We start from the raw sequence: 23589 nt of genomic DNA, 5'->3' as shown, positions 1-23589 counted from the left end.
CGAAAAGTGTTGTAGTGCTTACAAAGCAAGGATGCGCTCAACCGCGAGCGGGACATCAGGCTGCCAATACGTCCATGCATGGCCGCCGGCAAATTCGTGGTATTCGTATAAAAAACCTTTTTGCAAAAACGCTTCTTTCGCCTTTCGGTTTGGCGTGATAAAATCGCGCACGTTTCCATCCGTCGTTTTGACCGCCGTTTCGTTTTCGCCTACCGAATGGTAAATCTGCAATAATGGTGGGCCGGCAAACTGCTGAATTTTCGCGATGATCCCTTCGTCTATATATGGCGACTGCATCGCGATTTTTCCAAATGTATGCGGATACAATAGTCCTGCCATTAGCGATACGGTGCCGCCGAGGGAGTCGCCGATGAGCGCGCGTCCTTTTCCGATTTGGTACGTAGGAAACGTTTGATCGAGAAACGGCACGAGCTCGTGCGCCAAAAAACGCAAATAGCGGCTGTTTTTCTTTCCATTCGGATGATATTTCTCATAGCGGTCTTTGACATCACGGTACGGAATGCCAACGACGATGGTGCGATCAATCTTGCCGCTTTCCATCAGCTGTTCGATGACGCTTTTCATTTTCCCGTACATAAAATAATCTTTCCCATCTTGCGCGATCAAAAGAGAATATTTATGAAACGGAGAAAACGTGCTGGGCAAATAGGCAAGCAGTGTTATTTCCTCGTTCAGTTCGTTGCTGTAAATTGTATAATCGCGCATTGTCCCTTTTGCTGCTGCCATGTGCATCCTCCATAAAAACAAATTCTTTCTGTTATTGTAACATATTTTGTTAAACCATGTTAACAAACGCAGTGCGCTAGCATCAGTTTTTGAAAAAATAAACGATTTTTTTATAAAAAAATGCAACAAAAATGAGCGGAACGAAAAAAATGCTTGAAAACTCGCGGCGAATGAGGTACATTTTTTAATAATTAGAAAATTGAATAATGGAGATGCATTCTTATCAAGAGAAGTGGAGGGAACTGGCCCTATGAAACTTCAGCAACCAGCCAATCCATTGGCCAGGTGCTAAATCCAGCGAATTGAATCTTTCAATTCGGCAGATAAGAAGAAGCACTGATGGACGTATAAAAAAGTCTTCTTCTTAGAAGGCTTTTTTTATTTTACGAAAGAAGGAGAGAGAGAAAAATGGAGAAAATGGAAACGCTGTTGGCACAAATCGGGAACCGCAGTGACACGGTGACAGGAACGGTCAATCCGCCCGTCTACTTTTCGACCGCGTACCGGCATGAAGGAATTGGCCAATCCACTGGATTTGACTATATTCGTACTGGCAATCCAACGCGGAAAATCGTGGAAGAAGCGATCGCGAAGCTAGAAGGCGGCGATCAAGGCTACGCGTTCAGCTCAGGCATGGCCGCGATTCAGACGGTTCTTGCGCTGTTTGAAAGCGGAGATGAATTTCTCGTTTCCGCCGATTTATATGGAGGGACATATCGTTTATTTGAACGGGGCTGGCGAAAATACGGCTTGTCTTTTCAATATGTAGATTTTCGCGATATGCGATTGGTCGAAAACTTGATCACCGAAAAAACGAAAGCGATTTTTTTAGAGACGCCGACGAACCCGTTAATGCAGGAAGCGGATATCGCGGAAGTGGCGAAGCTTGCGAAAAAACACGGGCTGATTCTCATTGTTGACAACACGTTTTACACGCCAGTTCTTCAGCGCCCGATCGAGCAAGGGGCCGATATCGTCATTCATAGCGCGACAAAATATTTAGGAGGCCACAACGATGTGCTGGCAGGCCTTGTCGTTGCGAAGGGGGAGGAGCTTTGTCAGCGGCTCGCGGAATATCACAATGCCATTGGCGCCGTGCTTTCGCCGTTTGATTCATGGCTGCTCATCCGCGGCATGAAGACGCTGGCGCTCCGCATGCGCCAGCACGAAGAAAACGCGAAACGCATCAGCGAATTTTTAGCTGCCCATGAAGATATTACCGACGTGTTATATCCGGGAAGAGGAGGCATGTTATCGTTCCGCTTGCGCGACGAAAAATGGGTGAACCGTTTTTTGCAAAGCTTGCGCATTATTACGTTCGCCGAAAGTTTGGGGGGAGTCGAAAGCTTTATTACGTATCCGGCGACGCAAACGCATGCTGATATTCCGGAAGAAATCCGCATCGCCAATGGCATCTGTAACCGGCTGCTTCGCTTCTCTGTCGGCATCGAGCATGTCGAAGATTTAATTGCCGACTTGTCGCAAGCGCTGCAAAAAATGAAGGAGGTGTAAAAGATGGAACAACGCGTCTCTTTTCAAACAAAACTGCTCCATAACAAATGGAAAATGGATCCGCAAACGGGAGCAGTCAGCGTGCCGATTCAGCACGCTTCCACGTTCCATCAATTTGATTTTGACACATTCGGCAAATATGATTATAGCCGTTCGGGTAATCCGACGCGTGAAGCGTTGGAAGAGACGATCGCAGCGTTAGAAGGCGGGGTGCGCGGCTTCGCCTTCTCATCCGGAATGGCGGCGATTTCCACCGCCTTTCTCCTTCTGTCCAAAGGCGATCATGTGCTCGTGACAGAAGACGTTTACGGCGGCACGTACCGCATGATTACCGAAGTATTGAGCCGCTTTGGCATTGAATATACGTTTGTCGATATGACCGATTTGCATGAAGTGGCATCCCATATCCGCCCGAACACAAAAGTCATTTACGTCGAAACGCCATCAAATCCGCTTTTAAAAGTGACGGATATTCGCGGCATCGTTAAGCTAGCAAAAGCAAACGGCTGTTTAACGTTTTTGGATAATACGTTTATGACTCCCGCGCTGCAGCGCCCGCTTGATCTCGGCGTCGATGTCGTTCTCCATAGCGCGACGAAATTTTTGGCGGGGCATAGCGACGTCGTTGCCGGCCTTGCTGTTGTCAAAGACGAGGAACTGGCTAAACAGCTGTATAAATTGCAAAACGCTTTTGGGGCGGTGCTGGGCGTGCAAGACGCATGGCTCGTGCTGCGCGGGCTAAAAACGCTGCACGTCCGCCTCAAGCAGTCGTCGGAATCGGCGTTTGCTATCGCCCGCTATTTAGCTGGCCATCCGAAAGTGGAGGAAGTGTATTATCCGGGGCTTGCGCACCATCCTGGCCATTCGGTCCAACGTTATCAAGCATCAGGATTTGGCGCGGTGTTATCGTTCCGCCTTGCCGATGAAGAAGCGGTCCGGACGTTTGTGAAACATGTCCGCATTCCTGTATTTGCCGTCAGCTTAGGTGCGGTCGAATCGATTTTATCGTATCCTGCCAAAATGTCGCATGCGGCAATGCCAAAGGAAGAACGGGAGCGGCGCGGCATCACGGACGGCTTGTTGCGCCTCAGCGTCGGGCTTGAAGCCACTGACGATTTAATCGCCGATTTCGAGCAAGCCTTATCCCATGTCAAAGAAACGCCAGCAGTTTCTACCCGTTAAAATAAAAAAGGTATGCGCGAAAAAAGCGATCAGCGCATACCTTTTCATTTATTTTGCCAAACGAAATGTTTCCGCCGCAGATGCATATCGTCATGACTGCATGCTAATGATCGAAGAAACGAAACGCAGTCATATGCGCCTCTGCGTCGCACTCGGCAAGCGTCGGTTGGCGATTTCCCTTGCCATATTGCCATATGCTATGCATAAGCGTATAACGATTGGCACCATTGCCAGAGAAATTTTTTTTAAAAAAGTATTTGACAAAGATAAGGCTCATCCATATAATAAAAGATGTGTTCAACAGCATATGATTCCGTAGCTCAGCTGGGAGAGCGCCACCTTGACAGGGTGGAGGTCGCTGGTTCGAGCCCAGTCGGAATCACTAAAATGTGAGGCTTGAAATCCTTGCGTATCAAGGGTTTCAAGCTTTTTCGTTTTATGTACACAATTTTACTCACTTCATTGGTCACAAGTTTGGTCACAGATTCCGTAGTCTAGCTATTAAATAGTTGACTTGCAAGACGGTTAGACGCTTCTTTTTGCATGTTAGGTAAAACATGTGAATAGATATCCAACGTAATTTTCACACTACTGTGACCCAACCGCTCCGATATTAATTTAATGTTTTCACCCTGTTGTAGCATTAAACTTGCATGTGTATGTCTTAAATCATGGAATCGGATTTTAGGTAGATTTGCTTTTGTAACCAAGTTATTGAATGTTCTTAGTAAGTTTCTTGGGTTGATTGGTTTACCTTTAGAACTGCAGACAACAAGGTCAAAGTCATTGTAGTCAATCCCGTACTTGAGCTTATTTGCAACAACTTTTTTTTCTTTGTTGTTTAAGAATCGATATGGTATAAGTGTCTAAACCAATTGAGCGATTGCCTGCCTTGCTTTTAGCTCCATCTTTAAATTCTTTTCCATCATGTGTAAGGGTTTGTCTTACATAAAGGCATTCATTTTCAAAGTCAATGTCTTTCCAGCGCAGTGCTAGTATCTCTCCTTGTCTCATTCCTGTCATGATAGCAAGGAGGAAAGCTATATAGTAAGGACTGGATTTTGCAACCTTAAGAAATGAAGTCACTTGTTGTAGATTCCATATTGTAATTTCTTTACTATCCCATTTAGGTTTTTCGATAGATGAAGCAGGATTCTTCTTAAGTAGTTCCATTTTAACAGCACTATTTAACGAAGCATTCACTACATTAAAAATGCGTTTTACAGTGGTCTCTGATAATCCTTTGTCTCTTAGTCCTGCTACGAACTTTTGAATGTGCAAGGGCGTTAATGAGCTGAGTTGTAAATGTCCTAACGCTGGAGAGATATGTGTCTTTAGATAAGACTTGTACGCTTTTATTGTTTGAATGCTTAACTGGTGTTCTTTGCTTATTAGCCATTCATTGAAATAGTCAATATACAGTTATTTAGAAGGTTCAATATAAGTACCCTCATTTAATTCGTTTAACAGAGCTGCTAGAGCTTTTTCCGCTTCTTTCTTAGTCTTGAAGCCTCTTTTCTTTTTCTGTTTACGCTTTCCAGTCAATGGGTCTTTTCCAATATCGATTACAAAATAATACTTACCTGTTTTTTTGTCTTTTTTTACACTTCCTCGCATTTTAAGAGCCTCCTAAAGTTGCTCTTAAGCCTGCGGAAGGTTTCCTAACGGTATTTTAACATATAAATTGGAGTGGACACTGGTAAAGGTTGTTTTTTAACTTCTGAATTAATTGAATGAATTGTAAGGTCTGTTGGAGAAAGAGTGAGAGTGGGAGAAGGGAGAAAATTAGACTACATACGCTACGTCACTACTTCGTTCAAAAACGGTTTCAACTAGGTATAATTAAAGTTTATTTCGCTTACTTGGACATGAAGATTACAAAGCGTTATTTGCAGTCGTTGGATGATGTGAAGATTATTGAAGAGGTGATTAATACAAGTCCGTTGGTAAATATATAACAGTGATAGTTGCAGGATTTGCACAGGATGGGGAAACTCATCCTTTTTGCTTTTTATTGTATGAGGGGGCTATTTTCCACATTTTACAGCCCTCTTGTTATGAAAATAGGAGGTAGCACGTTAACTCACACGCTACAGTGTAAAAAATGTCCGATGCGAGACGGATTTTGTGTAATTTTGGGTCAGATGTAAGGGGTAATCTACCTTCAACTATAATAAGAATTTTGATGCCCCATAAATGAGCAATCCATCAAAAACTGGAGGATTTTTTCTTTCCATATATTTTTGACGTATTCACTGTAGGATATTCTTAATAGCGGAATACCCAGTTTTTTTTGCATATTCATCTTTCAATCGGTCATGTTCTTTTTGAATTCTAAATTGGTCCTTTGCTTCTTGACATATGACTTCTAAACCTTTGGGGAGATTCGTGTTGCTTGCCATCATATTCAATCAACCATTCCAACTTTCTGTTTTTGTAGTAACCTATATCATATCTAAGTTTATTTCCACCTAATCCAACTAAATCGTCAAATGTAATTTATTATTATATCCTAAATCATTTATGAGAAAGTATTCGATTAATCGTTGCGCTCTTGACTTGTTTGGATTACAAGTTGCTGTTCTACAGCGTGCATTTCCTATCCTCATTGCTTGAAATTGATATGTATCTTCTTCCCCGCATAATTGACATTTGTATAAACACCATTTACCATCAATTTTTTTCACTAATTCAAATCCACGCTTCTCTGCATCACTTTTAATTATTTCTAACAACTTTTTATTTTTATCTTCTATTACACATTCACACCTTGCTTCGTTCTTGCTCACATCACTAAATCGTTTTGGTTGTTCTAAGCCACAATATAAACATTTATAGTTAGCCCAATATCCATCAATCCTTTCTAGGAATTCAAAACCACAAGCGAATGCTTTCTCTTGCCAAGATTTTAGTTTGCATGTAGGACAATCAACAGTTTTGTGATGAGTGATAGATGAAACACGAAAGGTATTTTTCGTATTACATGCAAGACATTCTGCGATTATTAAGGATTGTTCATTCTCACAATAATGCGTAATATATAGCAATCCTTTTGCTTTGCATTCTCGTTGGTATTTACTAACAAACTTGCATTTTCTGCAACAATACTTCCCCCTTCTAACATCAGCTTTATTAATGATACCAATATGACCACATTCATATCTATACCAAGCATTATTGGCATTTTGGAAATCCCGACAAATGAAAATTAAGTTTTTCTCGGCTGCTTCCTGTTCCCAACGGAGCTTATTCTTCTCGCTACCTCGGTCTTCATTTAAACTAATCAAGTATCTTTCATCAAAACTTTCCATAAATACACTCCCTTTACATTTTCCTATATTGACTAGTTTTCATGCTAGCAATTAATGTATCCTCAATTTATTAAAATTAAACTCAGCGAACAAATTTTTAAATATTATGTCAGTTTACTAATTTACTGAGTTAGTAAGTTACTAACTCAGCTAGATAGGCGCGTTTACAATGTCGTTTATACGTATTGAAAGTAGGAGGAGAATAATTATTTACACTAGTTATGAGGATATCTTGATATATATGGCAAATATGTGTTTAACAAATGAATTGAACGGGGTTTACGATAGCTACAAGAGAATAGTTACATGTCTATTCACTTTCTTTTTGAAAAAGTACGGATATGGGACTAATTTCCACATTTTAAGCTCCTATCGCAGTAAACAGGGTAGATAGCACCGTAATCTACACGCTACAGTGTAAAAAATCCCGATACGAGACGGATAACTAACACTTCTGTTTACAGGAAAAAGTGTGATTCTCCAGTGTTTACAATGCGGAATACGAGGCAATATTTAATTATTTTTTCAAAAGTGAAATAAGTAAAATTATCTTCAAAAATAAGCCTTTATTCGATACGAACTTACACCTTAAAACAAAAAATATAATATTTTTTAAAAAAAGTTCTTGACATGGGATTTTGCAAGATTCGTTAGCTTTTTTATGACGAAACTATCTCAAAATGGCATATTCTCGATTTAGTAAAATGTATTTAAGAAGGAGGTACATGCTGATACGTTAGGAAGGGGGGAGCGAAAAATCAGCAAATTTTTTCCCTATGGTAGGGAATGAAATGAGCAAAAAAAGCAGCAATTGTTCCTAAGGTGTTAGGAATGAAAATGGGGAATTCCGTCCATTTCTTGCCCACTAATAACATAAAAACAGAACAATAAGAAAGAAACAACATAATAAGAAACAGGCACTTCGTTTCTGGCTGGTCTCTTACTTAAGGAAGAATGACGATAAAAAAGAAATTTAAACTAGGTAAACTAACAGGCATTTATCAAGAACATGGAGTGCGAGAATAACGTAACCACTTCTCAAAGGGGGGCAGAAAAAACTGTAGAAAGAGAGGTACGTTATATCTATGTTTATAAAATTTAACAAAGAAGCTTATAAGAATGATTCAATGCAATGGAAATTTACCTATACGGTATCTTAAAAACCTTAGAGAACCGTGCGGGGTTCACAATGGTGTCAATAAAGCAACTACTGGAGTTTAGTGATTTAGGACGGTCAGCAGCACATAAAATTAAACAAGCATTAACTAACTTAATACAACAACAGGTTATTGATGTATACGATGCAGTTGACTTTCAAAACAATCTTGACATCAGTAATGTCAAATCTTCTGATATCTTGTACATCAAGGTGAATGAGATAGTAACGGAAAAAGAGCCGTTTGTTCAGATTTATACAGATGAAATACTGAAATTTATGAGTACGAAGATGAAAAGTACGAAAACTGATATCTTCAAGCAGTTCCTTTATCTGATGGGATTAGTTAACCAAGGAAAAGAATATCGGAAAATAAGCTTTCCAAATATCGAGACAATTGTTAAAGATACTGGCGTTTCAGACCGTACTGTTAAGAATCACACAAAGACATTAGAAGAACATGGTTTTTTATATAGTAATATTTTGGTGATTGGGAAAGAAAATTTATAGTAGACCACAGCATGCACAGGATGTTGAGGATGCTATTGCAGAAGCAATAGCAAATAATACAAAAGAAATCAATATCAAAAAAGGTTTTAGAAAAGAAAGTGTTTCCTCTGAAGTTCATGAGGATAAAGAGTTTAAATCTACATTAAAAAACCTGAACTAATGTTAGAAGTTGATGAACAAATTCGAGATGTTTTTGTTAAGTATCATGGAGAACTAAACGACCAATCATTAAGTATACTAAAGCAATTTCAGGAGCAGCATGGAGTAGAGGTTTTAATTAAAGCGATTCATATTGCCATGGATGGAAAGAAAGGTTTGAAAAATCCAACGGGATTCATTTTGAGTAGGTTTAAAGATGGTAAAGTTATTGAAGATGCCAAGAATCAAATTCAACAAGCGGAATGGCAACATTCAAGATTAATGGTTGATGAAAGAACAACTCTATCAGAGGAAAGATATAAAAAAATAAAAGTATTGGGAAAAACAAGCGAAAGAGAAGGAGAAAACTGCTAGTAATAACAAAGGGGAGTTACTTTCTGATTTATTTGAAGAGAAAAAGCAACCTCGGGAAGAATGGTTGGATATACTAGGAGTCTAAATTGGTGACATATAAGGGACAATTGTTTAGGTTTAGGTATTTTATAGTAGACAAGAGTATATATAGTTAGTTTTGGGGTGTCCATTAAGTGGCTCCCCCTTTTCAATTTATATGAGGTTATTGACATCTACCTTATATACAGCTTAATAAAACTTCGATTTTGTTTGATTAATTATGGTAAATATCATGTCAATATGTATCAACTTAAACTAGTCAGAGAGAATAATATTATTTTTGAATGGAAAATATTGTTTGAAAAGCATTTCTGTATGTTCTATCATTTGGTTATAAAGAATGTTATTAAGGAGGAAAGTTAATTGAAAATATACCTTAAACACCATCTCATAAGCGATTCCCCTTATGAGATGGGTTCTAAGAATGAAATATTTGTTTCTCAAGATGATGAACTATTTGAACAGATTGTGCTAGAAATAGTTAATGGAAATCCAGCTAGTTTCTTAATTTCAGGATATAGGGGGGCTGGGAAGACTTCATTCATTAACAAGGTTAAAGAAAAGTGTCTACAAAAAGACAGTAATATATTGTTTGTCTCCCTAAACTTCGGAAAATATGAAGAGTTCTCATTGATTCTTAGGAAGATAATAAGAGAAGTATACCTAGCAATTGACAATAAGGAGCTTGTTATAAATAGAGGGACGAATAGTTTGTCGAAGAATGTTAAGGAACAACTTGAGAAAGATAATCCTAGTTTACTAAGGGAACTGGAATTGATTTATGAAAGAACGTTTTATCAAGTCACAGAAAGTAGAAAGCATAGTCTGCAAACAGAAAAAAGTATTAACCAGACAATTACATATAATATAAAGAAATCAGTAATATCTGTCGGTCTCTTAATTGCTGCGGTGATAGACAATGAGTTTAAATTTGTTGAAAAAATATTGGGTTTAAATAATACACACTTGGATAAGGTCATTCTTATAGTTTCTGCAATTTGGGCAGCATTTGAGTCTTATAAGCTTGGATTAAGTTATAGTAAAAAGAAAACAGAATTAAATGAGCTAAGTCTCAGTTCTCTATATGACAATGAGATTGCAGAGTTTCAGCTAAAGAAGATACTTAATGGACTAAAGCATTCTGGACTGAAATTAGTATTTATTATTGATGAACTAGATAAGATTGATGATGATGAGAAACTAAATTCATTAATTAACGAATTAAAGCCGCTAATGCTATCGGGATTAGCTAGCTTTATACTAATCTCGGGTCAGAAGTTATATTATAAATATCAAGCTTCTCATACTATTGACGATGCAGTTATCTCTAGTGTTTTTTCTAAAACAATCCATGTTCCATTATTGTCAATTAAGCAGTTTGAGGAACTATTTAAAAAAATATTAGTGAAAGAAAGCGATTTCTCTAATACTTTATTACAGGATTATATTAACTCAATAATTCTACAATCTAATAGGTTGCCAAGGCGTTTTATAAATCTTATACGTCAAAATCTAACATGGGAAGATAAGACTAGCTATATAACCATTGATGAAGATATTGCAAACGGTCTTAAGACTGATACACAACTTTTAGAAGTAATTAAAGACATAGAAGTTAAGAATATCAAAGAAGAAAAGTTTGATAGCGGGATTAAAGATTTTCTAATAACCCAACTACATATATGGACTCAAAAAATTAAGATGAATAGATATGTTTCATTCACCTTACACGATATATGTGATTTAGAGCAGTACTCTAAAGAAGTACATTCTAGTTGGTATCTAACACTTTTGAATAAATTAGCATTACAACTACTCGACAAGTTGGTTGAGAGAGGTCTTCTTGAAAAAGAAGATAAGGAGGTAGAAGAGGAAATAAAAGTCTTTTACAAATGGAGAGACGATGCTGAGGTAATAGTTGATGAAGGAATTAAGCCTGATGATGGTAGATGGGTTTTCATAGATAATTTCGTAAAGTTAGAAAGGATGGTTAGAAATATTTACAATCAATTAATTCAACTGGGAATATTAGAAGCAAATAATCGAACAGGTACAGGCTTTATGATGATGATAAGAGACCTAGAAAAGTTTAAAATCTTAGAACTTCGGCAGTTCGGAAATTTAGTCCATCGTCTAAATAAGTTAAAAAATAAGATTACGCATGGAGAGGAAATTGATGAGGATGAAACTGACTTTATGCTCGATTCTCAACAAGCTCTGAATTATGTTGAGAGAATGATAATTGAACAACTTGCTTATTATTTTATAAGACAGCATATGAGCAAAATGGAAATAGAGGTTATAAGGAACGAAATTCCATTTGATTTTTTGGGTATAGAAAAGACAAATAATCTTCATATATGTTTTGAGATTAAGTTAATAAGAAAGCAATATTCTTATCGGGATTACATAAGAAGGATTCTTTTTAAATTTAAGGAATATATATCACGTAATACACATAGTTACCTAGTTGTTTTAATTTATTCTGAACAAAATAATAATATATACCAAGAAAAGTTTATAAGTGATTTTAAACAGATTATTGTGAAGGAATTTAATGAGTTGAGAGAGCGTATTATTTGGTACTCTTATATTGAATTTGATATAAGCAAGTTGAATAAAGACATAGACCTAGTCCTAAAAAAATTAACCTAAGATTATATTGATACCTGGTTATGTGGCTGGACAGAAAAGCAGAGAGTTAGCTTATCACTTTTTTATAAAAAGGTAATAGTAATAAACAGCTCTACATTTACATTAGTCTAACGCTAAAGAAGTTTTTCAAAAAACTAATTAATGTGATTTTAATAATTCTCAGAGATTTAAATTTAATACAAACATGGCATTTTTATTAGGGAGAGATAATAATGAAAAGAGCTGATGTTTATGAGTTGGAGTTTAACGAGAATGAAATAAAAAAATTATTAAGTAGTATTTAATATTGAAGCAGCAATTCAAGCAACAAAGAATGCACCTCCTGGGACTATGATATAAACAGTAGCAAGATCGCAAAATAGGATAAAAATAGTTATAAAACCAAATAAAAGGTAATAATATCCCTCATTTTCACCTAGAAATGACAGACTATAGTGGGAGTTATTCTATTGACAATTTAGAGCGACTATCTGGAAGTATCCCATCGTGGTTAGAAAAAATTTATACCATGGGTCAAATCTCACCGAGCATTAATAAAAAATAAGTGGAATGAATTAAGACCAACAAATTAATATCTGAAATATCTATAAAACAAGGTAGCTGTTTAATTTAGCTACCTTGTTTTATGTGCTTAAATTGTTTAATTGTTTTTCAGTACAAGGGATTTAATAAAATTTTGATTTTAATAAAGAGAAATGTCAATTCTAAAGTTAAATGTATAGCGGAAAATTTATGTAAAAACGTATGAACTTCAAGCGTGTTTCTTCCTTCATTATGGATGAACGGAAGAGCAAAAACCTCACGGATTATCACCGAGAGGTTCTGGTATTACAACGTGAGTGATATTTGTTCGGGTTCGGTTGGTTCTTCTTTTTCCATAAAGTCTTCTGCCAACCAAAAACCATTCCGTCTTCGTAATTCCTTTACTTTGTCGGGAAACAGCTTATTCTTTTCCTCGTACACTCTGTTCAGCAATTCAATGTCTTTTTCCTTATTTTTAAGCCTTTCCTTTATGACTTCACAATTACCTATTTCAAATCCAATCCATCTTCGTTTTAACAATTCACTAACAGCGAATGTTGTACCGCTACCCCCAAAAGGGTCAAGAACAACGTCATTCTCGTTGGTACTCATGGTTATTACACGGTCTAGCAGTTTAACAGGTAATTCGTTGTACTTCCTGTTCTTAGAATTTCTATGTCTAACTGGATAAATGTCTGTCCAAACGTCAGATATGTTTACTCCGTTTGGATTCATCTTATTTTTGTATCCGCCATAATCCTTAATTTCCCCACCACAATGACGGCATGTTTGTAATGGTATCCGTTGAGGATTGAAAGTCTTTGGCTTATTTCCCTTTACATAATAGAGAAGGCTGTAATGTGCAGGGTAAAGTCGGTTCGGGATTGGTAGGTTGAATTTCATGTCAACGGCTATCCAAGCCCAAAAATTCAACTTGTTATTTAAGTAGTTGGACAGATATGTGTGCCACTTTGGGATGTTGTAAATGAATAGTGAACCACCTGGCTTTAAAACTCTTACACATTCGTCAAGCCACGCAAAGCACCAACTAATGTATGTGCTGTAGGATTTACTGTCATCCACTCCGTCATCATATTCTTTGTCGAGGTTAAAAGGCGGGTCTGCAAAAATACAGTCTACACTTTCATCTGGAACCATCTTGAATAACTTTAAGCAGTCCCCTTTAAATAATTTTCCATATTCTGTTGAAAAATAAGGTTGAACAGTTGGTGGAACGGAATCATTATTTGTGGACGGTTTGCTGCTTTCAAGTAACTTTGCAATTTCCTTCACATTTTGTAAATAAGCCTGTTCATACCCAGAGGGTATTCTTCCCAAAGCTAATTCAAGTTCTAATTTGGACATATCGAGATAATTAAGAATTGCACCAAGCAAACGCTCATCAGTAGGAATCATTCCAGTATCTTTTGTACAAAGTAAGTCCGATTTTTTTATGCCATGTTTTCGGAAAAACGAATACATTTGCGTTTCGGAATGCCCTCTGAGCCTTGCGTGATGAACAACCAAATCAAAAACACTAAAGAAACGCATTTATTTCACTCCATGTAACTTATAGTCTGTAGACTCATTGTCTACGAAAATTCTATCATTCGAGTGAAGTAGTGTCAATTGAAAGGCGTTGATGTGTCTTTGTCAAATAATATCAGAATTTTGTTCGGAAAAAACGTTCGCAAAATCAGGATTTCAATGGGGATTTCACAGGAAGAATTAGCTTTCCGTTGTGGGTTACATAGAACCTACATTTCTGATATTGAGCGTGGGACACGGAATGTATCCTTGGAAAACATCGAAAGGATAGCCCATGCCCTCAATGTTACCCCAAAGGATTTGTTCGATTTTTCTTCCATCGAACCCAAAGATGACCACGAAACATAAGGAGAGGGGTGTTATTCTTCATGAAGGTTGATAAAGTCTATATGACAGACATTGCCAAACAGTTGATAACCAGCGACAAACTATGTAAACAGGCGTATGATGAGGTCATTACCTCTATTAGTTCGTCTGTTTGGCCAAAAGGTTCAAATATCTTCACTATAAATAACAGCGAAAAAAATGTCAACGGTGTAGTACCGTTGAAAGAAAATTGCTATATAATGCTTGAAGAAACATACAACTGGTTTAGGGAGAAACCGCTTGATGTTTTAAAATACGAAAAGAAAAAAGGCGGTCCAATTGATGTCTACAAAGAATTTCGAGATGGTGATACAGTAAGACGTGTCGGACTTGAATTTGAAACAGGAAATATTTCGTCTGCTCACCGTTCAATGCAAAAACTATTGTTAGGTTTGAACCGTAAAGAATTAGACATGGCAATAATTCTTATGCCAGTTTTTGAATTGGCCTACTATTTGACTGACCGTGTTACAAACTACGAAGAATTGGAGCCATACTTTGAAAATGCAGAAGGAAAAGCTTTTGTCTTCATCGGCTTTAATGCTGACGCTTTTGATAGCTCAGTGGAAATAATCCCTAAAGGAAAAGATGGAATGTCAAAGCGTTCAATAAAGAAATGGATATAGAAAAGAGACTAGCAAACCAATGCAAGTCTCTCTTTTTTATTTCAACGTCCTACTACATCAAATCCAAACACAAATTTCAACTTCAAGGAATCCATGTACATTCACACAATATACTATTCCTGCTGTTTTTCATCCCAACGCTTTTTTCTTATAGTTTTCTAAAGTGTTCTAAAATGCCTTTATATCAAGCTTTTAAGGTGATTATTAAGTAGTGAAATATTCTACAGTTTCCGTTAGTTTTCGATGGTTTGTGACCAAAATATGACCAATGTTTTTGCGAGGAACTTATACTTGGTTTCATGAAAAAGCAGTAAGATTTGAGATGTGACAGTATGTCAAAAACGCAAATTATAACCACAGGTTAAGTGAATACTACCCCTTTGGTTTAGTGACCAAGGGATAATTTTTCTATATAGGTTCGAGGAAGGCTTTTAGTAACATGGAAGCCGTTGAATAGGTAATACCTATTACCCAAACTGATGTTGAATTGTTGAAAGAGCAATATTAGGCTTAGGAAAAGTTTAGTCATGAGAACAGGATTTAAATTGGAATTAAAAAATGATATAATTCTATAATAAGGAAAAATGTTTAAATAGTGGGAGTGCCTATTATGAAAGTAATTACTTTTTTTAATAACAAAGGTGGAGTAGGTAAAACAACAACAGTTGTAAATTTGGCAAGTTACCTAAGTATAAAACTAAATAAAAAAGTTCTTTTAATAGATTTAGATCCTCAATCTAATTCAACTCAGTTAATAATACCAGAAGATAAATGGGATGAATACTATGGTGAAAAACCGATTCATAAGACTATTTTTAACTATTTTGAAAATATGGATGAAGGCGAACCTAGGTTGGAAAACTGCGGTATTCCAGTTAAAAAAGAAGAAAATCATTATAAAATTGATTTAATACCTGGACATCCTAAGCTTGCTATTATAGACGATCTAATGAGTCGTAGTTGGAATGGTACTCTTGGACAGGATAAGGGAGAGTTAAGAAAGTTAAATTGGTTAAATCAATTAAAACCTTGGGTTTCAGAGTATGATTATGTATTTATTGATGTGGGACCTTCTTTGGGGGCGTTGAATAGAAGTATTCTTCTTAATACAGACTACTTTTTTACACCAATGGGATCTGACATATTTAGTTTATTAGGAATAGAAAATATTGGTACATGGATGACTAGATGGATGGAGTTATACACAGATGCATTAAACAATTTACAAAAGAGTGATCCCGGCTTTGATTTAGAGGCTTTTAGTGAAAAATACTTAATAAACACAGACGTTAAAAAGTATACCAGATTTATCGGATATTCTATTCAACAGTATTCGAAAAGGAAATTTAAAGGTAAAGTCAGACCTGTACAAGCCTATGAAAAAGTGATTAAAGACATGCACGGTACAATTTTAAGATATTTAGGAAAGTTTATCCCTAGCCATATAAACGAAGAGGATATTAAGTTAGGTGATATACCTTATGTATATAGTATAGTGCCGCTTTCTCAGACCTCAAATATGCCGATCTTTAATCTAGACTATAAAAGTGGTATAAGAGGTAATCAAACTAGTAGTGTTGTTGAATATACAGAGTTTATTCATAAAATAGCTTTGAATTTCTTAAGAAATATTGGTGATAAAGATGTGAACTTCTTAACAAATATTGGTGATAAAGATGAGTAAGATAGTTTGGCCAGAAAATTTGATAGAAGAAATAGCATATAGAAGGGCAATATTGTTTTTGGGCTCAGGAGTGTCTGCTACAGCTGTAAATGACGAAGGAAAATCTCCAGAAACATGGGGAGATTTTCTGAAGAACATAAAAAATTTGATTATTAATAATGCAAGACCAGAAGATTTGGATTTTATTAATAGAATGATAGATCAAGAAAATTATCTGCTAGCATTACAAGCAATTTATGATTTATGTGATTCAGGAGCATTTAGTAAGTATTTAAAGGATAAATTCTCAAGAGGGAGATTTAAGCCGTCTCCTGTGCATAAAGCAATTAAGGCAATAGATAGCAAAATTGTGATTACAACGAATTTCGACAAAATTTATGATAATTTTTGTAACGAACCGCACTATGTAATATATGATTATCAAAAAACAAAATCAATTATTGCAAATATAAAATCTCCAGAAAATGTGATTATTAAAGCGCACGGGTCAATTGATGATACAGATGAAATAATATTTACATCCAAACAATACTATGAAGCTCAAGAAAAGTACCCAGAGTTTTATTCTTTACTAAAGGCACTTTTCCAAACTCACACTGTACTATTTCTCGGATATAGTTTAAATGATCCAGATATTAATCTAGTGTTACAATCAATACGGAACACATCAAGTAGTGCAGCTCCTCACTACATTGTTATAAAAGAGGGGGTATCAAAGCACATAATTAAACATTGGGAGGATACATATAATGTTAGGTGTCTAGAATATGGACCGAGCCACGATAATTTCCAAGAGAACATTGAAGAACTTAAGAACTTAGTTTTAGGTTTGAGAGAAGAACGTAAGATACCGTAATATCCGATAGAGGCGAGGTTTAGAGACAAAAAGAGAGATTATAGTAATTGTATTACTATAATCTCTCTTTACTTTTCATTATATATAAATAAAATAAATACAATGGTGTTATGTCAAGAAAACGGACACGTTAAACAGAGAGAAATAGCTGAATTTATGCAGTTACTTTTCTTTGGTTAGCGTAATATGCAGCTTCAAATTCACATGACGATACATAGCCAAGGACTGAATTGACTTCTTTTACGGTTGTAGAAGCATTCAATGTATTCGAAAATCGCTTGTTTTGCTTCTTTCCGCGTACGGAATCGATTCAGATAGATGCATTCTTTCTTGATTAGGCTATGAAATTACTCCATACAAGCGTTGTCGTAACAGTTTCCACGTCTCGATTGGTATTGGAAGACAACTTTACAATGAATTTTTTTGATATTGTTAAAAAGAATGGTCGGAATATTGTCCGTTATGTAACTTCACCAGTGAACACAGTTTCCATTGCATTTCATACAAAAATGGGATTTGAAATCGAAAAAAACGGAGATAAAGAAATGAACGGAATCTCTGTATATACGATTATGATGGACCAAATCAAGATAGAGTTTTATTTGTGAAGAAGTTAATTTAATTATGAACTTGTTCAACTAACGGTTGGCGATAGTTGAACAAGACATACAAAAAAGACCGACTAATTTCGGTCTTTTTTCTGTGGCCTAAAACAACATTGAAATTTAACAGAGACATCCATGAAAAATTCTTTACACAACGTAGTATGAAGATAAATCTTCTTTATTTTCGGGATAGACAAATTATAAACCAAAGACAGAGAGTAACGTACAAGCTCCCTGTCTTTTTGATTTAAAAATTGAAGCATACAATTAAAGGAAACCTTCATCCACAGGCTCAAGAGTTTAGTTTTTTTGGTCACAAATTGGTCACAAGCTATTAGAAAATAAGATGAAAGTCACGGTAATTTTCAATAAAAATAGCGGTATATATAGCATGATTCCGCAGCTCAGCTGGAAATACCCCTACCTTGACAGGGTGGAGGTCGCTGGTTCGAGCCCAGTCGGAATCATCATAAGAAACCCGAACTCAGGATGAGAGTTCGGGTTTTTGTTTTTATAGTGAATCTTACAAAAGTAAAATAATGACGAAAGCTTTATAAATCGACGATTTGTTCATGAATTTGTGGAATATGGGAAAACAGATTATCATGTTACTAGAAAAATTGCTTAATTCCATTGGTTGTTAACAGATGGGATAACCGGTTGATACGTTAAAAAATCTTTCAAATCTCCGAGTTGCGTTGAAAAGAAAAGGGGTGGATAAATAAGATGGAACATGTATTGGAAGTACAAAGCGTTACGAAAAAAATAGATAACAAAACTATTGTAGATTCTCTTTCCTTTCATATAAAGCGGGGGGAAATATTAGGATTATTAGGGCCGAACGGTGCAGGAAAAACGACGACAATGCGAATGATAGTTGGTTTAGCGTCAATCACAGAAGGAGACATTTTTATTGAGGGGCACAGCATAAAGACGAACTTTAAACAAGCTATTTCGAAAGTCGGAGTCGTCGTCGAAGCCCCGTCATTTTATCCATTTTTAAGCGGCTATGATAATTTAAAATATTATGCCCGAATGGCAAAAGGAGTAACGGTTGAACGAATCAAAGAAATTGTGGAATTGCTCGGTCTTGAACATGCAATACATAAGAAAACAAAAACATATTCTTTAGGAATGAGACAGCGTCTCGGGATTGCACAAGCCCTTTTACATCGTCCTTCCCTTTTGATTTTGGACGAACCTACGAATGGGCTTGATCCTGCAGGAATCCGCGAAATGCGGGATTATTTAAAAAAAGTTGCCCGCCATGAAGGAACAGCAATATTAGTATCGAGCCATTTGCTAGCAGAGATTGAACTGATGTGCGATCGCGTCGTAATTATTCAAAACGGCAAACATATAAAAACATACGACATTACGGAAAAATCGGCACAAGAAGAAATTACATTTATTGTGGGCGACGTGGAAAAAGCAGCGCAAGTTTTGGGGAAAGAGTTCGAAGGGGCGCCAATCCGCGTGAAAGACCATGCATTGTTCATACAGATGAAGGAAGAAGATATTCCTTCTGTAGTCAAAGCTCTTGTTTCTTACAACATTGATTTGTATTATATTTATCGCTCTAAACAAAGCCTTGAAGATATTTTTTTAGAAGCAACTGGAGGGAATATCATTGAATAATCTGATTTATAATGAGCTGTTAAAGATAGTAAAGCAAAAGTTTTTCATCGCACCGTGCATTATATTGCTCGTTCCCGTTATTATTCTTGGAAGATGGGAATATGTAGATCTGCAAAAAGAGAAGCATGCGGGGACAGATTGGAAGCAAGAGCTGATAGAGCAAAATGAAAAAATTCAGCAAGAATTGACGAAAGGGAATTTATCTGCAAAGCGGCTGCAGGATGAATTGAAGTTAAATGAATATCGTCTGGAACACAACATTCCGCCGCATACCCATCACAGCGTCCTTGGATTTATGAATAAATGTGCAGAGTTAGTGCCAATCGTCAGTTTAATTCTCATTACTTACGCCAGTTCTATGGTTTCCAAAGAGTATCAGTGGGGAACGATGAACCTTTTAATGGCAAGACCGGCAACCCGCACGGAAATTCTGCTTTCTAAATTCGCGGCGGTTGTGGCTTTGTACATCATTTTGTGCGGAATATTGGCTTTATTTTCGTTAATGGAGGGGCTGATTTTATACGGATTTCGCATAGATTCATATCCTACCTTAAAGATAGTAGATGGAAAAGTGGTTGAACAATCTGTCGTACTGGACATTCTAAAATCTTATTTTTATCAGTTCTTGCCTGTTTTGTTCTTTGTGACCGTTGCCTTTGCGATATCTACGATTTTGCGATCAAATGGTCCTGCCATTATCATGGCAGTCGTCGCTTCTTTCGTCAGCGACCCTATTGCCCAATTGTTAAGTAAATACGATTGGAGCAAATACTTAGTTTTTGCCAATACAGATTTACGTATGTATGAAGAGGGAGCGCCGTTAATAGAAGGAATGACCCTTGGTTTTTCGGTAACGATATTGCTTATTTATATCTCTTTATTGTTGTTTCTTTCTTTATTTGTGTTTAAACGCAGAGACATATGATGCAAAAGAAGTTGGCATAGGGGGAGTTAGATTGGATAACAAAAATAAATGAATTTCATCCGGAAGATTGGATGAGCTGTAATTGGCACGATGTATTATTCGAACATGAAGAATTTCAGACAGTTGACAAAATGGGTTTCAGACATTCGTCTGAAACCCATTTTGTTCCATAAATAGGGGATGGTTTCGATAAAAGTGGAGAGAGCAGAAAGCCACGCGAACGAAAAGGAAAGACGGTGCTTCGTCTTCCCATTAGGTAATTCGCCAGTTGGTTTAAATTCATAGACAGAAAGCATCGCCTGTGCTTCATTTTTTAATCCTCGGTAATGCGCCCAGCGCAGATCATGCTTCTCTTTTATATCGGAAAAACCTTGTTCAATTGTTTTTTTGGAAGGCATAGAGTGAATATGCCGCAATGCTCTGCTCATTTATAGCGGCCCTGCCATATGTGGCGAGTGACTGCTTTTTGTGTGGTTCGTGTTTTGCGTGCACGGATGAAGATGCGAACAGCTTCGGTACACCGCCGGGTCCGATCGGTATTCCCGGTATACCCTTCCCGATTTGTAGTAGAGTAAGATAGAACCTGATCGTGGGGGCATAGAAACAATATATTCGTCATATGCTTGTCAATGATTTCTAACAATTAGCACATTTCTTGGCATGCTTTTGACAAGTGTTGAACCGATGCCTCTAATCCTACATTATATTATAAAGAAGCAACAACAGGTTCATTCGTTCCTGCTCGTTCCATAAAAATTCCCGCCCAGCAATTCAAGTTTTTCAGGGTGTATCGTTCGTACTGTGATATGTGACTAGTTGCGGGCTTCGGGAAGGAATTATCTCCTTTTTTCCATCCCCTTATCATAATATCATTCATTTGTTGGTGATATTCTAAAAATTTTTATATTTACTAATATGAGTAAGGAAAATCATTGCGTTTTTGAAAGTTACATGGAATTTTATGTTAATATATTTGTGGAAGTTATTCAACTACCATGGGAGAACGAATTAATTTCCATCATCTGTGATGAAGCTTCGCTGCATGGATAGCTAACGGGTGCATTATTTCAATAAGGAATAAATTCTTTTTGTTGTACTAATGGGCAAGATAATTAAATATTCCAATCTGTTCATTTCGACAATTTGTCCAATTGTTCCGTATGTAATTAGTAAAATCATAAGAGGAATGAGGTGTTTATTTCGTGCAGAGCCAAACGAGATTTCAAATGTATAGATTGAATAAAAAAGACATACCTGGGCTTATTGCTCTTTCAGCATCGGTTGGTTGGGATTATGATGAACAAGAAATCAATACAATTATGTCGGTAGGTATAGTATATGGACATAAAAATGAACAAGGAGATATTATTTCCAGTGCAGCTATTATTCCTTATGACAATAAGCTGGCTTCTATCGGAATGGTAATTGTTAACGAAAATTACAGGGGAAATGGGTTAGGCAAGGAGCTGACTCAGGCTTGTATCAACTCAGTATCTGATGAAACGACCATTATGCTGATTGCTACTAAAGAGGGAAAACCACTATATGAAAAATTAGGATTCCAAACAGTTACTTATGTACATAAGTTTTTAAGTGATAACTATATGCCTTTTTACTCAAACCATGAAAATAAAGAATACGAAATAATTCCATTAACTGATTCCTACTTTTCTCAACTTCAAGAATTGGACCAATCCGCAATTGGCGCTGATAGAAGCTTGTTTCTTAAATTTAGAATTCAACAAGCTAAACAGGGAGTAGTAGTTAGAAACAATAACGGGGATATAGTGGGGTATGGATTGAGTATTGAAGGACCAATTAATTTAATACTTGGACCTATTGTAGCGATTAACCATGATGTAGCAACATACATCATCGAACACCTTGCAAGAGGATACCAAGGAAAGTTGAGGATTGATGTGCCAGACGGGCAGGAATCATTCATCACGTATTTAGAAAAATGTGGATTTCATAAAGTGAGCCAACCTCCTGTGATGGTCAAAAATTCAATTCAATTGCCGCCGAGAAATCATACACTCTATGGTATCGCTGCCCAGATTTTTGGTTAAGGTAGTAGGCAATCCTATATCACTAACAGGTGCGTCAGTGAAACAAGAAACAGTGAAAAAAATGCCCGGATTTTTATTCCGGGCGTTTTTCTTTGTGATTTATATCGTTACTTTGTGCTAATTACCTTATTATTTGATGTGTTTTTTAACATTTCCCCTCCCTGAAGTGAACCCGTTTACTGTTAAGATGGGATATCAAAAGACTTTATCCATTTTCTAATAGGAAAAAATCTTGAATAGTCGAATATAAGAAAAATACTATTGAAAAAATTTTTTCTTTACAGATTGGGGGAGAAATAATGAACATTTCCATGAAATCATATTGGAATAAACGGTACCAAGGAGGACGGATTTGGGGTGACATCCCATGCCCTTCCGCTGTGCTGGCAAAGGAACATTTTAAACGTCACAAGGTCCAAAGTGTGCTGGTTCCTGGATGTGGATACGGAAGAAACAGTCTATATTTCGCGCAACAAGGATTTGAAGTCGTTGCGTTTGATATATCTGATTTGGCGATTAAACACGCAGTTGAACAGGCGAAAGTCCATTTAATGGAAAATTTACATTACGCAGTAGACGACCTTTTTAATCCGCTGTTTCTAGAACGTAAACAATTTGATGGCATTTATCTATCTAACGTCATTCACCTGTTTTTGAAAAATGAGAGGGATGCTCTTTTCGATATTGTTACTTCTTTACTGAAACCAAAGGGAGTTCTTGCTTTTTCTTGTATTTCGGTTTATGATGCCAATAACTATGGAATTGGCGATGAAATCGAACCAAACACTTTTATGAAGCATGAAGGGAAACCTCTGCACTTTTTTGCCGACGAAGAAATCCGTGAAATTCTAGAACCAAGATATCGGATCTTGGAGCAACGGCTTCACATCCAAACGGAATCCGATCCGAGCGGAGAAGTAGAAGATTTGCACCTTTGGTTTGTGGCAGCCGAAAAGGAATAATATTGCCTGAGGGAAGGGGGAACTGCTTCTTTTTTACTTAGAGTTAAAAATAATAAGCTTTGAACAAGGATAATCATCTTCAACTAACGGAAGCATTGCTTTAAAAGGAGGAGTAATGCTTTTCTTGTTGAAGTAAAGGGGAGTTTAGCGAAAAATGTTCTAT

22 protein-coding genes, 2 tRNA genes, 3 pseudogenes and 1 riboswitch are annotated in these 23589 nt (G+C 36.7%); of the genes and pseudogenes, 18 read left to right on the top strand and 9 right to left on the bottom strand.

What is annotated here, in order from left to right:
- Positions 1–18: 18 nt before the first annotated feature.
- On the bottom strand, positions 19–747 hold the full coding sequence (locus tag MWM02_RS14685) for an alpha/beta hydrolase (RefSeq protein WP_064552425.1): 729 nt from the start codon (positions 745–747) through the stop codon (positions 19–21).
- A gap of 217 nt (positions 748–964) precedes the next feature.
- Positions 965–1077: riboswitch (SAM riboswitch) on the top strand.
- A 78-nt stretch (positions 1078–1155) separates the two neighbouring features.
- Between MWM02_RS14685 and MWM02_RS14680 the strand changes: the two genes are divergently transcribed.
- The 4 genes from MWM02_RS14680 to MWM02_RS14665 all read left to right on the top strand — a co-directional run bounded on the left by MWM02_RS14680 (position 1156) and on the right by MWM02_RS14665 (position 3823).
- Complete coding sequence (locus tag MWM02_RS14680) at positions 1156–2259, top strand: methionine biosynthesis PLP-dependent protein (RefSeq protein WP_064552424.1); 1104 nt, start codon at positions 1156–1158, stop codon at positions 2257–2259.
- Positions 2260–2262: 3 nt separating this feature from the next.
- On the top strand, positions 2263–3441 hold the full coding sequence (metC, locus tag MWM02_RS14675; RefSeq protein ID WP_064552423.1) for a cystathionine beta-lyase: 1179 nt from the start codon (positions 2263–2265) through the stop codon (positions 3439–3441).
- Positions 3407–3760 carry a hypothetical protein gene (locus tag MWM02_RS14670; RefSeq protein WP_064552422.1) on the top strand — a complete coding sequence of 118 codons (354 nt, stop codon included), beginning with the start codon at positions 3407–3409 and terminating at the stop codon, positions 3758–3760. Before metC ends, MWM02_RS14670 begins: the two co-directional genes overlap by 35 nt.
- Positions 3751–3823 (top strand) — tRNA-Val (locus tag MWM02_RS14665). Before MWM02_RS14670 ends, MWM02_RS14665 begins: the two co-directional genes overlap by 10 nt.
- Positions 3824–3935: 112 nt before the next feature.
- Here MWM02_RS14665 and MWM02_RS19340 read toward each other — a convergent pair.
- From MWM02_RS19340 to MWM02_RS14650, 5 genes and pseudogenes are all read right to left on the bottom strand, one after another.
- Positions 3936–4187 carry a site-specific integrase gene (locus tag MWM02_RS19340; protein ID WP_252120599.1) on the bottom strand — a complete coding sequence of 84 codons (252 nt, stop codon included), beginning with the start codon at positions 4185–4187 and terminating at the stop codon, positions 3936–3938.
- A 64-nt stretch (positions 4188–4251) separates the two neighbouring features.
- Positions 4252–4614, bottom strand: a complete 363-nt coding sequence (locus MWM02_RS19335) for a site-specific integrase (RefSeq protein WP_252120595.1) — start codon at positions 4612–4614, stop codon at positions 4252–4254.
- Positions 4615–4635: 21 nt separating this feature from the next.
- Positions 4636–4800 (bottom strand): annotated as a pseudogene (locus MWM02_RS19330) (N-terminal phage integrase SAM-like domain-containing protein); the annotation flags it as partial.
- Between the two features lie 63 nt (positions 4801–4863).
- Positions 4864–5058 (bottom strand): Arm DNA-binding domain-containing protein, encoded by a 195-nt coding sequence (locus tag MWM02_RS14655; protein ID WP_244402314.1) that lies wholly within the window; start codon positions 5056–5058, stop codon positions 4864–4866.
- A gap of 863 nt (positions 5059–5921) precedes the next feature.
- Positions 5922–6752, bottom strand: coding sequence for a hypothetical protein (locus MWM02_RS14650; RefSeq protein WP_244402313.1), 831 nt, complete (start codon positions 6750–6752; stop codon positions 5922–5924).
- A 1132-nt stretch (positions 6753–7884) separates the two neighbouring features.
- On the opposite strand from MWM02_RS14650, the gene MWM02_RS14645 reads away from it, so the two are divergent.
- The 4 genes from MWM02_RS14645 to MWM02_RS14630 all read left to right on the top strand — a co-directional run bounded on the left by MWM02_RS14645 (position 7885) and on the right by MWM02_RS14630 (position 11625).
- Positions 7885–8418: a helix-turn-helix domain-containing protein gene (locus tag MWM02_RS14645; RefSeq protein WP_244402312.1), complete on the top strand. Its 534-nt coding sequence runs from the start codon at positions 7885–7887 to the stop codon at positions 8416–8418.
- Positions 8399–8578, top strand: coding sequence for a hypothetical protein (locus tag MWM02_RS14640; RefSeq protein WP_244402311.1), 180 nt, complete (start codon positions 8399–8401; stop codon positions 8576–8578). Before MWM02_RS14645 ends, MWM02_RS14640 begins: the two co-directional genes overlap by 20 nt.
- Complete coding sequence (locus MWM02_RS14635) at positions 8578–8931, top strand: hypothetical protein (RefSeq protein WP_244402310.1); 354 nt, start codon at positions 8578–8580, stop codon at positions 8929–8931. Before MWM02_RS14640 ends, MWM02_RS14635 begins: the two co-directional genes overlap by 1 nt.
- A 402-nt stretch (positions 8932–9333) precedes the next feature.
- Complete coding sequence (locus MWM02_RS14630) at positions 9334–11625, top strand: ATP-binding protein (protein ID WP_244402309.1); 2292 nt, start codon at positions 9334–9336, stop codon at positions 11623–11625.
- An 828-nt stretch (positions 11626–12453) separates the two neighbouring features.
- Here the strand turns inward: MWM02_RS14630 and MWM02_RS14625 are convergent.
- Positions 12454–13698, bottom strand: a complete 1245-nt coding sequence (locus MWM02_RS14625; RefSeq protein WP_244402308.1) for a DNA-methyltransferase — start codon at positions 13696–13698, stop codon at positions 12454–12456.
- A 93-nt stretch (positions 13699–13791) separates the two neighbouring features.
- Between MWM02_RS14625 and MWM02_RS14620 the strand changes: the two genes are divergently transcribed.
- The 4 genes from MWM02_RS14620 (at position 13792) to MWM02_RS14605 (ending at position 17227) form a co-directional block, all read left to right on the top strand.
- Positions 13792–14043 (top strand): helix-turn-helix domain-containing protein, encoded by a 252-nt coding sequence (locus tag MWM02_RS14620; protein WP_256462220.1) that lies wholly within the window; start codon positions 13792–13794, stop codon positions 14041–14043.
- 20 nt (positions 14044–14063) lie between these two features.
- The gene (locus MWM02_RS14615; protein WP_244402307.1) at positions 14064–14687 is read left to right on the top strand and encodes a PDDEXK family nuclease; all 624 of its coding nucleotides are present in this window, start codon (positions 14064–14066) and stop codon (positions 14685–14687) included.
- Positions 14688–15297: 610 nt separating this feature from the next.
- On the top strand, positions 15298–16371 hold the full coding sequence (locus MWM02_RS14610) for a ParA family protein (protein WP_244402306.1): 1074 nt from the start codon (positions 15298–15300) through the stop codon (positions 16369–16371).
- The gene (locus MWM02_RS14605; protein WP_244402305.1) at positions 16364–17227 is read left to right on the top strand and encodes an SIR2 family protein; all 864 of its coding nucleotides are present in this window, start codon (positions 16364–16366) and stop codon (positions 17225–17227) included. Before MWM02_RS14610 ends, MWM02_RS14605 begins: the two co-directional genes overlap by 8 nt.
- A 154-nt stretch (positions 17228–17381) precedes the next feature.
- On the opposite strand, the pseudogene MWM02_RS14600 reads toward MWM02_RS14605, so the two are convergent.
- Positions 17382–17616: pseudogene (locus tag MWM02_RS14600) on the bottom strand (IS3 family transposase); the annotation flags it as partial.
- Positions 17617–17618: 2 nt separating this feature from the next.
- Here MWM02_RS14600 and MWM02_RS14595 point away from each other — a divergent pair.
- From MWM02_RS14595 to MWM02_RS14580, 4 genes and pseudogenes are all read left to right on the top strand, one after another.
- A pseudogene (locus tag MWM02_RS14595) lies at positions 17619–17849 on the top strand (N-acetyltransferase family protein); the annotation flags it as partial.
- 376 nt (positions 17850–18225) lie between these two features.
- A tRNA-Val gene (locus tag MWM02_RS14590) sits at positions 18226–18299 on the top strand.
- Between the two features lie 259 nt (positions 18300–18558).
- Positions 18559–19470: an ABC transporter ATP-binding protein gene (locus tag MWM02_RS14585; RefSeq protein WP_244402304.1), complete on the top strand. Its 912-nt coding sequence runs from the start codon at positions 18559–18561 to the stop codon at positions 19468–19470.
- Positions 19463–20395: an ABC transporter permease gene (locus MWM02_RS14580; protein ID WP_244402303.1), complete on the top strand. Its 933-nt coding sequence runs from the start codon at positions 19463–19465 to the stop codon at positions 20393–20395. Before MWM02_RS14585 ends, MWM02_RS14580 begins: the two co-directional genes overlap by 8 nt.
- A 95-nt stretch (positions 20396–20490) precedes the next feature.
- Here MWM02_RS14580 and MWM02_RS14575 read toward each other — a convergent pair whose 3' ends face one another.
- The gene (locus MWM02_RS14575) at positions 20491–20823 is read right to left on the bottom strand and encodes a hypothetical protein (RefSeq protein ID WP_244402302.1); all 333 of its coding nucleotides are present in this window, start codon (positions 20821–20823) and stop codon (positions 20491–20493) included.
- 798 nt (positions 20824–21621) lie between these two features.
- Here MWM02_RS14575 and MWM02_RS14570 point away from each other — a divergent pair.
- Positions 21622–22464, top strand: a complete 843-nt coding sequence (locus MWM02_RS14570) for a GNAT family N-acetyltransferase (protein WP_244403632.1) — start codon at positions 21622–21624, stop codon at positions 22462–22464.
- Between the two features lie 299 nt (positions 22465–22763).
- A complete protein-coding gene (locus MWM02_RS14565; RefSeq protein ID WP_064551267.1) occupies positions 22764–23426 on the top strand; it encodes a class I SAM-dependent methyltransferase in 663 nt (220 codons plus the stop codon).
- The last annotated feature ends 163 nt before the right edge of the window (positions 23427–23589 follow it).

The organism is Parageobacillus sp. KH3-4 (assembly GCF_022846435.1).
Classification (GTDB): domain Bacteria; phylum Bacillota; class Bacilli; order Bacillales; family Anoxybacillaceae; genus Parageobacillus; species Parageobacillus thermoglucosidasius_A.
Note: the sequence above shows the minus strand (reverse complement) of the source record. Positions and strands in the feature narration are given on the sequence as shown.

Bases quoted from the DNA above. Each gene is read 5' to 3' on its own strand.
- MWM02_RS14685 (WP_064552425.1), bottom strand. From the start codon at position 747: ATGGCAGCAGCAAAAGGGACAATGCGCGATTATACAATTTACAGCAAC.
- MWM02_RS14680 (WP_064552424.1), top strand. From the start codon at position 1,156: ATGGAGAAAATGGAAACGCTGTTGGCACAAATCGGGAACCGCAGTGAC.
- metC (WP_064552423.1), top strand. From the start codon at position 2,263: ATGGAACAACGCGTCTCTTTTCAAACAAAACTGCTCCATAACAAATGG.
- MWM02_RS14670 (WP_064552422.1), top strand. From the start codon at position 3,407: ATGTCAAAGAAACGCCAGCAGTTTCTACCCGTTAAAATAAAAAAGGTA.
- MWM02_RS19335 (WP_252120595.1), bottom strand. From the start codon at position 4,614: ATGGAACTACTTAAGAAGAATCCTGCTTCATCTATCGAAAAACCTAAA.
- MWM02_RS14655 (WP_244402314.1), bottom strand. From the start codon at position 5,058: ATGCGAGGAAGTGTAAAAAAAGACAAAAAAACAGGTAAGTATTATTTT.
- MWM02_RS14650 (WP_244402313.1), bottom strand. From the start codon at position 6,752: ATGGAAAGTTTTGATGAAAGATACTTGATTAGTTTAAATGAAGACCGA.
- MWM02_RS14645 (WP_244402312.1), top strand. From the start codon at position 7,885: ATGGAAATTTACCTATACGGTATCTTAAAAACCTTAGAGAACCGTGCG.
- MWM02_RS14635 (WP_244402310.1), top strand. From the start codon at position 8,578: ATGTTAGAAGTTGATGAACAAATTCGAGATGTTTTTGTTAAGTATCAT.
- MWM02_RS14625 (WP_244402308.1), bottom strand. From the start codon at position 13,698: ATGCGTTTCTTTAGTGTTTTTGATTTGGTTGTTCATCACGCAAGGCTC.
- MWM02_RS14615 (WP_244402307.1), top strand. From the start codon at position 14,064: ATGAAGGTTGATAAAGTCTATATGACAGACATTGCCAAACAGTTGATA.
- MWM02_RS14610 (WP_244402306.1), top strand. From the start codon at position 15,298: ATGAAAGTAATTACTTTTTTTAATAACAAAGGTGGAGTAGGTAAAACA.
- MWM02_RS14605 (WP_244402305.1), top strand. From the start codon at position 16,364: ATGAGTAAGATAGTTTGGCCAGAAAATTTGATAGAAGAAATAGCATAT.
- MWM02_RS14585 (WP_244402304.1), top strand. From the start codon at position 18,559: ATGGAACATGTATTGGAAGTACAAAGCGTTACGAAAAAAATAGATAAC.
- MWM02_RS14575 (WP_244402302.1), bottom strand. From the start codon at position 20,823: ATGAGCAGAGCATTGCGGCATATTCACTCTATGCCTTCCAAAAAAACA.
- MWM02_RS14570 (WP_244403632.1), top strand. From the start codon at position 21,622: ATGTATAGATTGAATAAAAAAGACATACCTGGGCTTATTGCTCTTTCA.
- MWM02_RS14565 (WP_064551267.1), top strand. From the start codon at position 22,764: ATGAACATTTCCATGAAATCATATTGGAATAAACGGTACCAAGGAGGA.